The organism is Yersinia rohdei ATCC 43380 (genome assembly GCF_000173775.1).
Classification (GTDB): Bacteria; Pseudomonadota; Gammaproteobacteria; order Enterobacterales; family Enterobacteriaceae; genus Yersinia; species Yersinia rohdei.
Window position 1 is genome coordinate 70,666 of sequence record NZ_ACCD01000010.1, and the last position, 13,309, is coordinate 83,974.

The window sequence follows — 13,309 nt, forward strand, 5'->3', positions numbered from 1 at the left end:
GATATGAAGAATATTGCATTTGTCATCACAAAATCAATCATTGGTGGCGCTCAAGGCTGGGTCTTAGAGCAAGTTAAGCTACTAAAAGATGACTGTAAGATTATTTTGATTACCTCTGAAGCAGGTTGGTTAACTGAAACTATTAGTTGTGACAAAGTGGTTATTATTCCAGAGATAAGAAAAATGGCCAGTATTAAGGCTGTTTACACTTTGTATAAAACTCTTAAAGAAAATAAAATAGATATAGTGGTATCCAGTTCGGCTAATGCGGGGCTATATAGTCGGTTAGCCAGTTTATTCTTACGTTTTCGGGGCGTATATGTTTCTCATGGCTGGTCATGTATTTATAATGGCAATATATTAAAGTTTATCTTTTGTTATATTGAGAAACTACTATCAAATATTACTGATGTTATATGGTGTGTTTCTCAAAGTGATGCTGATAAAGCTATTAATATTATTGGTATTAAACCCGAAAAAATCATAACTCAACTTAATGCGATCACACCATTAGTTGAGCGACCAGACCGCCCTTGTCAAAATAAAATTATTTATGTTTGCAGATTAGCCTATCCTAAGAGACCTGATTTGATCTTAAAAGTAGTTGCTGCTAATCCTCAATATGATCTCGATATTGTTGGTGATGGTGAATACTATCAAGATCTTAAAAATGAATATGGTAGTTATGAAAATATTCATTTTTACGGTGAAATTAAAGGATTCGACAAATTCAATGAGTATGATGTATTTGTATTAACATCAGAAAGTGAAGGTTTACCCATGGCAGCAATTGAGGCGACCAGTGCAAGTCTACCGGTTATCCTGAGTAATGTTGGTGGCTGTGGTGAGGTTATTGATCAAAATGGTATCTTGATTGAAAATACAACTGAGCAATTAGAAACTGCGCTAAATACTGTATTTTCAAATTATGATTCATTTTATAAGGCAGCACAGCAGCAAAAAAATAAATTTGATATCAATAGTGTTAAAGATAAATGTCGTGAAATTATTCTTGGGTGATAGCCCAGCCTTGATACATCAAATTCAATAGGTAAATTATGACTATTCTAGTGACCGGTGGTGCAGGTTATATTGGTTCACATACAGTATTAGCATTGTTAGAACAAGGCGAGAATGTTGTAGTAGTAGATAATTTATCTAATTCTTCTGCTGAGTCATTACTTCGTGTAGCTAAAATCACTGGCCGAAGTGCGGCATTTTATCAAGGTGATATATTAGATAGGAATTGCCTTAAAAAGGTATTTTCTGAGCATAAGATTGATGCCGTGATTCATTTTGCTGGTTTGAAGGCTGTCGGGGAATCCGTTAGCAAGCCCATTGAGTATTATCAAAATAATGTTGTGGGCTCAATTGTCTTGCTGGAAGAAATGGTGGCGTCGGGAGTGAAAAAACTCATTTTCAGTTCATCTGCCACGGTATATGGCGATCCTGAATTTGTTCCCTTGACCGAGGATGCCCGCATTGGCGGAACAACAAATCCTTATGGCTCATCTAAGGTCATGGTTGAGCAAATATTGAAAGACTTCTCTTTTGCTCATCCGGATTTTTCTATCAGGGCACTGCGTTATTTTAATCCAGTTGGGGCTCATCCATCAGGATTAATTGGCGAAGATCCTAATGGCAAACCTAACAATTTATTGCCATTTATTACCCAAGTTGCCATTGGGAAACTCCCTAAATTAGCAGTCTACGGTAATGATTATCCTACCTTGGATGGTTCAGGGGTGAGAGATTATATCCATGTAATGGATCTGGCTGAGGGGCATCTTTGCGCGCTGAATAAACTGACTCCAGGGTTCAAGGTTTATAATCTTGGCTCGGGTGTTGGCTACTCAGTGTTACAGATGATTGCGGAATTTGAGCGTATCTCAGGTAAAAAAATTCCTTATGAGATAGTGGCACGTCGATCTGGCGATATCGCTGAGTGTTGGGCGAGTGCCGAACTTGCGCTTAAGGAGTTAGATTGGAAAACCAAACGCAACTTGACGGATATGTTGACAGATGCTTGGAAATGGCAGCAATCCAATCCAAATGGCTATGCTCGCTGAATATCCGATAACTTATGCTAAAATTCCTTATCTTTCATTTCTAATTTGTCACTATTAACCATGAAATTTCCTGGTAAACGTAAATCTAAACACTATTTCCCTGTTAATGCCCGTGATCCGCTATTGCAACCGGCCCTGACAGAGAATGAAGTGAGTACATCTTATATTGTCGGTATTGATCAGACGCTGGTTGATATTGAAGCGAAGGTCGATGAGGACTTTATCCAACGTTATGGCCTGAGCCAAGGCCATTCTTTGGTTATTGAGGATGAAGTCGCAGAGCGCCTATATCAGGAGTTAACTGCCAATGAGTTGATTACACATGAATTTGCCGGCGGAACTATTGGTAATACGTTACACAACTATTCTGTATTGGCCGATGACCGTTCCATTTTGTTAGGGACGATGTGTAGCAATATTAAAATTGGTAGCTATGCCTATCGCTATCTGTGTAATACATCCAGCCGTACTGATTTGAACTATTTACAGGCAGTCGATGGTGCTATTGGCCGTTGTTTTACGTTAATTACGGATAATGGTGAGCGGACATTTGCGATAAGTCCGGGCCAAATGAATCAGTTACGGCCCGAGAGTATTCCTGAAGAGGTTATTGCTGGTGCATCTGCATTAGTACTTACAGCTTATCTGGTGCGCTGTAAGCCCGGCGAGCCGATGCCAGAAGCCACGATGCAGGCTATCAATTATGCGAAGAAGTATAATGTGCCAGTAGTCATGACTCTGGGGACGAAATATGTCATTGCAGATAATCCGCAGTGGTGGCGAGATTTCCTTCATGAACATGTTTCTATTGTGGCAATGAATGAAGATGAAGCCTATGAGCTGACGGGCCTTAGTGATCCGCTGATGGCTTCTGATATGGCACTGAACTGGGTTGATTTGGTGCTGTGTACTGCTGGCCCTAATGGGCTTTATATGGCGGGCTATACCGAAGAGGCTAATAAGCGCCAAACTCAGCATCCATTATTACCTGGCGCTATTGCTGAATTTAACTTGTATGAATTCAGTCGAGCGATGCGCAAGCAGTATTGTGATAATCCATTACGTATTTATTCTCATATTGCCCCTTATATGGGCGGGCCTGAGAAAATAATGAATACCAATGGGGCAGGGGATGGTGCTTTATCTGCTGTGCTGCATGATATTGCGGCCAATGGGTATCACCGTAATAATGTGCCTAACTCGAGTAAACATGTTCGTAGCTACCTGAGTTATTCTTCACTGGCGCAAGTGTGTAAATATGCTAATCGTGTCAGTTATCAGGTACTGAATCAGCACTCACCGCGTTTAACTCGTGGTTTACCCGAACGGGAAGACAGTTTGGAAGAGTCTTACTGGGAGCGGTAATTTAGTACAATAATAGGCATCAAATATCAGAAAATAAACAGGGCCGGCATATGCTGGCCCTGATTGTATCTATTATGCGTAATTGCGGTAATACCGCTTAAATTGGGCAGCCCTGGCGGGTATCTTCTTCGCTCAGCTTATCTATTTTCAGCATATTAAGCATACTGTTGGCAATTTCCCGTTCGCCCATAACCACCTGATTTGCTCCGCGATCTGAGATATAGACCACTTCGTCGTCATAATGGGCGCGCGCAATTATCTCAAGGTCAGGGCGTCTAATTCGAGCCGCGGCGACAATTTCACCTGCTTCATAACCATTTGGGATCGTCAGTAATAGCCAGCGAGCGCAATCTAGTCGAGCCAACGACATGGTATCTGCGCTGGCAGCATTACCTAAAACTGCATGAATTCCTTGTTCGCGCAAGGCTTCAACTCTTGGTCGGGAACTTTCAATAACAACCAGAGGAACCCCCTCGGCATGAAGTTTTGCCCCTAATAAGCTTCCTACCCGGCCATAACCCACCAACAATGCATGATTGCACAAGTCGACCGGGATCTGTTTTTCCTCTTCTACCGCTTCTTCCAGAATTTGGTCTTCCATAGTTTCATTCTTGGTTAAATAGCGGTCTAACAGAGTGAAAAGCAACGGGTTGAGCATAATGGACAAGATTGCCCCTGCCAGTACCAGATTACGGCCATGTTCTGACATTAAACCAAGAGAAATCCCTAGCCCTGCCAGAATAAAGGCAAATTCGCCAATTTGCGCCAGACTGACGGAAATGGTGAGTGCGGTACGTTTTGAGTGACCGAATAGCCGTACCAATAGATATGCCGCTGCTGATTTTCCGAAGATGATGATCGCCAGTGAAGCCAATACGGCTAACGGCTCGTGAATTAAGATCATTGGATCAAACAGCATGCCAACAGAAACGAAGAACAGCACCGCGAATGCATCACGTAACGGCAAGGTATCTTGTGCCGCTCGATGGCTGAGTTCAGATTCATTCAATACCATTCCGGCGAAGAATGCTCCCAGAGCAAAGGATACATCGAACAGCCCTACAGCGCCGTAGGCAATCCCCAGTGCTAAGGCCAGCACTGCCAGGGTGAACAGCTCGCGGGAGCCGGTACTGGCGGTTTTAGCCAATATCCAAGGGACTAATCGGCGGCCGACCACTATCATCAATGTAATGAAGGCGATAACTTTACCAATGGTAATCGCCAATTCAGTAAATAATTGGCTCAAACTGGTGGTTTCGTTGCCCATCACACCGGCAAATGCCGGGAGAAGCACCAGTGTCAGTACCATGGCTAAATCTTCAACAATCAGCCAGCCAATAGCAATTTGCCCTCGCTGACTATCAATGAGTTGCCGTTCTTCCAGTGCTCGCAGTAATACCACGGTACTTGCGGTTGATAGACAGAGGCCGAAGACAAATCCAGTCATCAAATCCCAGCCTAATAAATGAGACAATCCCATTCCTAGCACGGTTGCGACGGCAATCTGTGCTATAGCACCAGGGATGGCGATGGCTTTTACTGCGAGAAGGTCTTTAAGCGAGAAGTGAAGTCCGACACCAAACATCAACAAAATTACACCAATTTCAGCCAGTTCCGGTGCTAATGAGGTATCAGCGACAAAACCTGGCGTGAATGGCCCGGCTAGCACCCCTGCGGCAAGGTACCCCACCAGTGGTGAGATGCGCAGGCGGTGGGCCAGGGTGCCCAAGAGGAAGGCGAGGACAAGGCCTCCGACGATCGTGGTAATTAAGGGTGTTGAGTGGTGCATCCAGACTCCTTCTAGTTATACTTGTTATCTTTCAAGTTGCAGGTGTGTTGGCGGCGAATTTATTCAGCCCCTCCTTGGGCCTTGCCTCTGCGAGACCGCTGTAATAGTTTCACAGTAATAGCATCAGTTTATTGCATTTATGCGATCAATGCGCGATAAAAATTAAATTTTAATCGAAAAAAAACAGGTTTGGCATGGAAATTGTTTGAAATGGTTGTTTGTGAGGGGTTTGACGATTTAAATATGATTCTATGCGGAGTTGTCCTGACTAAGAATGCTATCTCAGTCAGGATTATAAGGTTATTACTATTACTTATCTTCTATATTAGGCAGTAAGGCCGTGAATATCCCCAATAATGGCAGGAATGCACATATTTGATAAACCAACTCAATACTGGTTAAATCAGCCACATAGCCTAGTACTGCCGCACCTATCCCCCCCATACCGAAAGCAAAACCGAAGAATAGACCGGATACCATGCCCACTTTCCCCGGAATAAGCTCCTGTGCATACACCAATATTGCGGAGAAGGCCGAGGCAAGGATAACACCAATTATCACGGTCAAAATCCCAATCCAATACAAAGATGCATAGGGTAAAATGAGGGTGAATGGTGCAACACCTAAGATTGACCCCCAAATAACATATTTTCGCCCTATTCTATCGCCAAGAGGGCCGCCAATGATGGTGCCAGCCGCGACGGCAAACAGGAATGCAAACAAATGTATCTGGGCGTTTTGGACAGAAACACCGAACTTATGCATCAGATAAAAGGTGTAATAGCTGCTAATGCTCGTCAAGTAGAAGTATTTCGAGAATATCAGCACCATTAAGATAGCTAGTGTCTTAATAACTGTCTTTTTTGGCAGCATTTTTACTGAAGAGATTTTAATGGCTTTGCCATGGCTGGCTTTTTGTTGCTGTTGATACCATTTACTGACCTGCAAGAGCACCACAATCGCCAGTAATGCAGCGAGTGAGAACCAGCCGACATTGCCTTTGCCATAAGGGGCTATCAGTATCGCCGCTAACAGAGGGCCGAGGGCGCTACCCAAGTTACCGCCGACCTGAAAAATAGACTGAGCCATACCATGACGGCCACCAGATGCCATACGCGCGACCCGCGAGGATTCCGGATGGAAGACTGAAGAGCCTGTCCCAACCAACGCCGCTGCCAGTAAAACGACCGGGAAGGTGGTGGCAACCGCCAGTAGCAAAATACCGGATAGAGTAAAACCCATACCTATTGGTAATGAATAGGGCTGCGGGTGTTTATCTGTATACAGGCCAATTAATGGCTGTAATAACGAGGCGGTAAGTTGGTAAGTTAGAGTAATTAACCCTATCTGGGCAAAACTTAGCGAAAACTCGGCTTGGAGGAGAGGATAAATCGCCAGGATCAGCGATTGAATCATATCGTTGAGTAAATGAGATACGCTGATAGCACCCAAAATAGAGAAAGAAGTACGTTTTACAGCGGTATTAGCAGAGGGCTGAAATCCTGTCTCAGAGCGATCGGTCATATTGAGTATTCGCCTAATAAATTTCACTGTTAATAATATGTTTGTAATGAATACATAATATGCAGATCGCATGCTTTTTACTACTGCTGACACACTTTGATGTTCGTCTCAAAGTTATGAAATTCTTACATTCTCCAACACATTACAATGCAAACTGTGTCAGAGTTTGGCTTTGATTTATCATTATGTTGATATATTTGACCCCATTTTCATTCATTAAGCTGGTCGTTAGCAGGCTAGTTTTTAACGATAACATGGAGATTTACCATGCGTTTTTCATTACCGTCGACAGTGGGTATTTTAGCTGTGTCGCTGGCGCTCACACCGGCATGGGCCGCCGCCTGGGAAAAAGATAAAACCTACAATATCACTATCTTGCACACCAATGACCATCATGGGCACTTTTGGCAAAACGATCACGGCGAGTATGGTTTGGCGGCACAGAAAACCCTCGTCGATGGTATTCGTAAACAAGTTGCTGCCGCCGGGGGGAGTCTGCTGCTGCTTTCTGGCGGGGATATCAATACTGGCGTGCCTGAGTCTGACTTACAGGATGCAGAACCTGATTTTCGTGGTATGAATTTGGTCGGCTATGATGCCATGGCTATTGGTAACCATGAATTTGATAACCCACTAACCGTGCTGCGTCAGCAGGAAAAATGGGCAACTTTCCCGTTATTATCGGCCAATATCTACCAAAAAAGTACGCAACAGCGGTTATTCAAACCTTATGCTTTGTTTGATAAGCAAGGGGTGAAAATTGCGGTGATTGGGTTGACTACCGATGATACGGCCAAGATTGGTAATCCTGAATATTTCACCGACATTGAATTTAAGGTGCCAGCAGAAGAAGCTAAGCAAGTTGTTGCTGAGCTGAGAAAAACAGAAAAGCCGGATATTATTATCGCCGCGACCCATATGGGACATTACGATGATGGCAAGCATGGCTCTAATGCTCCAGGTGATGTCGAGATGGCGCGCAGCCTGCCCGCAGGTTATCTGGATATGATAGTGGGTGGTCACTCGCAAGATCCAGTTTGTATGGCCAGTGATAATAATAAGCAAGCTGATTATGTCCCTGGGACTGCTTGTGCCCCTGACCGGCAAAATGGCACTTGGATTGTGCAGGCGCATGAATGGGGTAAATATGTTGGTCGGGCTGATTTCACCTTCCGCAATGGTGAATTGAAACTGACCAGTTATCAGTTAATCCCGATTAATTTAAAGAAAAAAGTTGAGAAGGCTGATGGCACCAGCGAGCGGGTTTTTTATACCCAAGAAATAGCCCAAGATCCGTCGATGCTGAAACTTCTGACGCCATTTGAAGAGCATGGTAAGGCGCAACTGGATGTCAAAGTGGGCAGTGTGAATGCCAAACTTGAGGGCGATCGCAGTAAAGTCCGTTTCGAGCAGACAAATCTGGCACGTCTGTTATTGGCAGCACAAATGGAACGTGTGGGCGCTGATTTTGCCGTGATGAGTGGTGGTGGCGTTCGCGATTCTATTGAGGCCGGTGATATTACCTATAAAGATGTGCTTAAGGTTCAGCCCTTTGGTAATACCTTGGTTTATGTGGATATGCCCGGTCATAAAGTGAAAGAGTATTTAGCAGTAGTGGCAAATAAAAAAGTAGATTCAGGTGCTTATGCACAATTTGCTAATGTTAGCCTGGTGGCTGATGGCCAGAATGTGAGTGATATAAAAATACAGGGGAAACCATTAGACCCGAATAAAACCTATCGTCTGGCAACATTGAATTTCAATGCATTAGGCGGTGATGGCTACCCGAAAATAGAGACTCTACCGGGTTATGTCAATACCGGTTTTATCGATGCTGAGGTGCTCAAACAGTATATTGAAAAACACTCGCCGTTGGATGCTAAGCAATATCAGCCGCAAGGTGAGATAGTTTATAAGTAATTGTAATTAATCGGGATGAAGTACATTAAATATCATGAAGTACATTAAATATCATGAAGTACATTAAACGTGATGTATTTCATCCCGATTTAAACCTTTGGAAAAGGCGGCTACAAAACGCCACTTCAAAACTGAATACAAATTAAAGAGCAGCGGCAATCTATTTTCGCCACGAAACATTATATTTATCAATCTCGTTTGGCGATATCCGCAAAGGTACCTTGCAGTAATCGGCATAAATCCGCTGCGGCTAATTCAATATCTAAACCCCGCTTGCCACCGGAAACAAAAATAGTGGCGTATTCTTGTGCCGGGCTATCAATGACGGTGGGCAGGCGTTTTTTCTGCCCTAATGGACTGATGCCGCCGACTAAATACCCGGTGCTGCGCTGGGCCAATTGCGGATCTGCCATTTCTGCCTTTTTGGCTCCCAGGGCGCGTGCCACTTTTTTTAAATCAAGCTGAGTCGCCACTGGAGTCACCGCCACTGCCAGATTTTTGGCATCACCATTTAATGCGACCAATAATGTTTTATAAACTTGATCGGCATTAAGGCCTAATTTCTTCACGGCTTCGTCACCAAAGTGGGTCTCTGCTGCATCGTGGTGATAAGGATGCAAAGTGAACGGTACTTTTTGTTTTTCCAGCAATACTACGGCAGGTGTCATAATAAACGTCCAATTAGAAATGAAGATTTATTCAGGTGGATTATCCTACACGCAATCATCTACATGATTAGCTTAAATATTAACCTAATGAAATCAGTATATTGACATTTGATGACCTGAGTTGGGGTGAATGTTGGTTGCCAATCTAATCCTGAGGTTGCTACCCTATCACTGCTGCTCATATTATCCGCAAGGAATGTGGGCGCTAAATAACTAAAATAATGAAAATTCCTCTTTGACTGGCCGATAGCGATATCGGCCATTTTTTTACAGCGAGTTGGGTTGCAATAGCTCAGGCAAATTCCCCGCACCATATAAATGCAATGCGCCAACGGCAACCACATAGCGCCCGGCAGGTAACTGTTCCAGTTGCTGCTGCCAGCGTTTATTGCGCTGAGTCATCAGCACATCATAGAGATCCTGGCTAAAAGTGGGGGCCATTGCTGTTAAATCAGTTGCTGGTTGATGTTCCAGCCACCAGCCAATCATAGTTTGCAACAAGCGGGCGTTAGTGTGCCAGTGGGTTAAGGTATCCAGTAGCAAAGACATGCCGTTGTCCGGCAAGGTCTCCAGCAAATCGAGCTGCATTTGTGCGCCTTCCAGTTCAATAACTGTTTTTGCCTGTGCGGCAGCCGCTCGCAATAATTGATAATCAATACCGTATTCACCACGTAACCCTAAACGCTGCGCCTGCCGGGCCTGAAGCATCAAGGCGACTTGCCAGGCGGGCAGAAAAGCCATGGACTGCGGGTCATTATCCAGCTCTTCACAACGTCGCAGCAACTGCTGATAGTGTTCTTCAGATAATCTGTCAATTAAAGGGGTGGCAAGGTTATCGTTACCAAAGGGCGAGGCTGTTGCAGTGATATCAGCCTCGACGATAAGTGCATCAGCCTGATTTAATTTATTGAGCAATTCATGGGGAAGGGGAAACATTCCCTCGGTTCCCATATGAATGCTGCCGACCAAATGGAGGTGGCGCTCGCCGGGTAATGTGACGTCCAAAGCCGGATAGGTATAGGTTGTTGGGGCTGCGATACCTAGAAATTTTGCAAGGCGGCGTAATAATTGGCCCATGAGTTTCCCTGATTAGCTTTTTTTCTATGCTATCCCTTCTTCGTTGAAATTGCAGCGTTGTTCACCCTTATTACCTCTAAATTACGGATTATTTTTAGCACTTCGAGCTAGCTTAACTTGTTGTATTGCATTAGGTAAAAAGGGAAAGGCGCACAAGATAGCCTTGTGCGCCAGTGAGATATTTTATTGTTTAGGTTTAAAACGCAGTAACCGGTTGGCATTACTGACGACGGTAATGGATGAAAGTGCCATCGCCGCCCCCGCCACCACTGGGCTGAGCAATGTGCCAGTGAAGGGGAACAAAATACCCGCAGCAATCGGGATCCCCAAGGCGTTGTAGAAAAATGCCCCCAGCAAGTTTTGTTTCATATTGCGCAATGTCGCTTTGGAAAGCTCCACCGCATCCGCGACCCCATGCAGGCTATGGCGCATCAGAGTGATAGCCGCAGTTTCAATTGCAATATCACTGCCGCCGCCCATGGCAATCCCGACGTCTGCTTGCGCCAATGCAGGAGCATCATTAATGCCGTCACCAATCATGGCCACTTTATGTCCAGCGGCTTGCAACTGCTTGATAGCTTCTGCTTTACCATCCGGCAGGACACCGGCTATCACCCGATCAATTCCTGCTTCTTTGGCAATGGCATTGGCAGTTATAGGATTGTCACCGGTTAACATCACCAGGTTGTATCCTTGCTGGTGCAATCTTTGCAGCGCACTGACACTGTCACTGCGCAGTGGGTCACGAATTGACAACAAGGCCGCAGGTTTGCCCTGCGCGGTTAAAATAACCGGCGTGGCACCACTTTCTGCTTCTTGCTGCATCAAAGAGTGCAACTCGCGGGTATCAATTTGTTGCTCTTCCAGCAGGCGGCTGTTCCCCAGCAACAGCGGAATGCCCTCGACTTCACCACTGACCCCTAAGCCGCGCAATGTTCTAAACTGGCTGGCTGTTGGCAGTGTTATTCCTTCCGCGCGCTGTAAAATCGCCCTGGCCAATGGGTGATTTGACCCCGTTTCCAGTGCTGCAGCCCATGCCAGCGCTTGCTGTTCAGTCACACCATTGAAAGTATGAATGGCAACCACTTGCGGATGCCCTTCGGTCAGAGTCCCGGTTTTATCGAACACTAAAGTGTCGAGATTACTGGCCTGCTGCAAGGCATCGGCATCACGTACCAGCACACCAAACTCAGCCGCACGCCCTACGCCGGAGATAATTGACATCGGCGTTGCCAACCCGAGAGCACATGGGCAAGCAATAATAAGCACCGTGGTAGCAACCACCAGGGTATAGACCAGCTGCGGTTGCGGACCGAAGAAATACCAAATTAGCCCAGCAATAATGGCGATCGCGACCACGGTTGGCACAAATACCGCAGAAATTCTATCTGCCAGTTTGCCGATTTCTGGTTTACTGCTTTGCGCCTGGCGCACCAACTTGATGATTCGCGCCAAAGTGGTCTGGCTACCAATAGCATTGGCGCGAAACAGCACCGAGCCATCCTGCACCTGTGTTCCGGCATGGACAACATCACCTGCGGATTTTTGTTGTGGAATGGGTTCGCCGGTCAACATGGCTTCATCCATCCACACTTCGCCTTGTACAATTTCTCCGTCGACGGGGACGCGGTCGCCGGTTGTCAGCCGCAATGTCATGCCCAGTTGGACATCCGCCAGCGGGATAACTTTTTCGCCTTCGTCAGTGACCAGCCGTGCGGTGGGTGGTGCTAAATCTAACAGTCGCTCCAGCGCGTTAGACGAACGCTGTCTGGCGCGCTGTTCCATGGCATGACCCAAGTTAATCAAACCAATAATCATGGCGCTGGCTTCGTAATAAAGATGTCGGGCTTCCATCGGGAAGACCTCTGGCCAGATATTCACCGTGATGGAGTAGAGCCAGGCCGCACCGGTACCTAATGCCACCAGAGTATCCATAGTGGCGCTGCCATTCTTCAAGCTGACCCAAGCATTACGATAAAAATGGCCGCCGGCAAATATCATCACCAGCAAGGTGACTACGCCGACAATCAGCCAGGGTGTTTGGGTTTCGGCTGTCAGCGTCATGCTGCCGCCAAATAACCCCCATGCCATCAATGGGATACCCAGCAACAGGCCGAGAGCAGCTTGCCACTGGAAGCGCTTCATACTGGCTTGCGACATTTGCTGTTGCCGTTCGCGGCGCTCCCCTTCATCTTCAATAATTTCAGCACCATAGCCCGCATTTTTGACCGCTGCTATCAAAGCTTCATGGCGAGATTTGCCGGTCACCAAAGCACTGCGCTCGGCCAGGTTGACTCGGGCCACCTCAACACCTTCAACACTTTCCAGTGCATTTTGTACTTTCGAGACGCAACTGGCGCAGCTCATCCCCGTCAGCAAGAGTTGGACACTCTCACTATCAGTTTCAGTATCCACCGGTTCTATAGCCGATGGGGTGGTTGGTGTGGTTGGTGTGGTTGATTGATTCTGCTCAGTATTTTTTGTTTTTTGTGTTGGCTCAATCTGACTTTCTGCCCCAATCTTATTTATTTTTCCCAGATGGATTGCCGCCGGAACTGTCGAAGAGGCCGCTGCCAGATGTTCCGGCTGAGATGGGGCTGAGTGAGTCAGCGGCTCAGATTTTGGGGAGTCAGCCCCTTGCAGTGTGGCGTGATAGCCCGCCTGTTCTACTGCATCAATTAGGGTTTTGGCCTCGACCTGGCCGAAAACTTTGGCGCTATCAAGGCTCACCTCCGCTGCAACTACGCCGGGAACGGCCTCCAGAGCCTTGCGGGTGGATTCGGTACAATGCCCGCAGCTCAAGCCAGAGAGTTGTAATTCGACATCGGGCGTTTGAGCAATTTCGGCCTGATAACCGGCTTGTTTGACGGTATCAATCAGCACCTTGGTTTCGGCTT

9 protein-coding genes are annotated in these 13,309 nt (G+C 46.1%); 4 read left to right on the plus strand and 5 right to left on the minus strand.

Features of this window, described 5'->3' with window-relative positions; genetic code table 11:
• The first annotated feature begins 3 nt into the window (after positions 1 to 3).
• From YROHD0001_RS09240 to YROHD0001_RS09230, 3 genes are read left to right on the plus strand one after another with little or no spacing between them, the layout of a single operon-like run.
• Positions 4 to 1,020, plus strand: coding sequence for a glycosyltransferase (locus tag YROHD0001_RS09240; protein ID WP_004714627.1), 1,017 nt, complete (start codon positions 4 to 6; stop codon positions 1,018 to 1,020).
• A gap of 38 nt (positions 1,021 to 1,058) precedes the next feature.
• On the plus strand, positions 1,059 to 2,069 hold the full coding sequence (galE, locus tag YROHD0001_RS09235) for a UDP-glucose 4-epimerase GalE (RefSeq protein ID WP_032816869.1): 1,011 nt from the start codon (positions 1,059 to 1,061) through the stop codon (positions 2,067 to 2,069).
• 60 nt (positions 2,070 to 2,129) lie between these two features.
• The gene (locus tag YROHD0001_RS09230) at positions 2,130 to 3,434 is read left to right on the plus strand and encodes an inosine/guanosine kinase (protein WP_004714629.1); all 1,305 of its coding nucleotides are present in this window, start codon (positions 2,130 to 2,132) and stop codon (positions 3,432 to 3,434) included.
• Positions 3,435 to 3,531: 97 nt separating this feature from the next.
• On the opposite strand, the gene ybaL is transcribed toward YROHD0001_RS09230, so the two are convergent.
• Together ybaL and rosA are read right to left on the minus strand one after the other, a co-directional pair.
• Positions 3,532 to 5,223 carry a YbaL family putative K(+) efflux transporter gene (gene ybaL / locus YROHD0001_RS09225; protein ID WP_032816870.1) on the minus strand — a complete coding sequence of 564 codons (1,692 nt, stop codon included), beginning with the start codon at positions 5,221 to 5,223 and terminating at the stop codon, positions 3,532 to 3,534.
• Positions 5,224 to 5,532: 309 nt separating this feature from the next.
• Complete coding sequence (gene rosA / locus YROHD0001_RS09220) at positions 5,533 to 6,747, minus strand: MFS transporter RosA (RefSeq protein ID WP_004714631.1); 1,215 nt, start codon at positions 6,745 to 6,747, stop codon at positions 5,533 to 5,535.
• Positions 6,748 to 7,014: 267 nt separating this feature from the next.
• On the opposite strand from rosA, the gene ushA reads away from it, so the two are divergent.
• Positions 7,015 to 8,667, plus strand: a complete 1,653-nt coding sequence (gene ushA / locus YROHD0001_RS09215) for a bifunctional UDP-sugar hydrolase/5'-nucleotidase UshA (protein ID WP_004714633.1) — start codon at positions 7,015 to 7,017, stop codon at positions 8,665 to 8,667.
• Between the two features lie 188 nt (positions 8,668 to 8,855).
• On the opposite strand, the gene ybaK is transcribed toward ushA, so the two are convergent.
• The 3 genes from ybaK to copA form a co-directional block, all read right to left on the minus strand.
• Entirely contained in the window at positions 8,856 to 9,335 is a 480-nt protein-coding gene (ybaK, locus tag YROHD0001_RS09210) for a Cys-tRNA(Pro)/Cys-tRNA(Cys) deacylase YbaK (protein WP_004714634.1), read from the minus strand.
• A 267-nt stretch (positions 9,336 to 9,602) separates the two neighbouring features.
• Positions 9,603 to 10,412 (minus strand): TraB/GumN family protein, encoded by an 810-nt coding sequence (locus tag YROHD0001_RS09205; protein ID WP_004714635.1) that lies wholly within the window; start codon positions 10,410 to 10,412, stop codon positions 9,603 to 9,605.
• A 183-nt stretch (positions 10,413 to 10,595) separates the two neighbouring features.
• Positions 10,596 to 13,295 (minus strand): copper-exporting P-type ATPase CopA, encoded by a 2,700-nt coding sequence (gene copA / locus YROHD0001_RS09200; protein ID WP_428837340.1) that lies wholly within the window; start codon positions 13,293 to 13,295, stop codon positions 10,596 to 10,598.
• Positions 13,296 to 13,309: the final 14 nt, after the last annotated feature.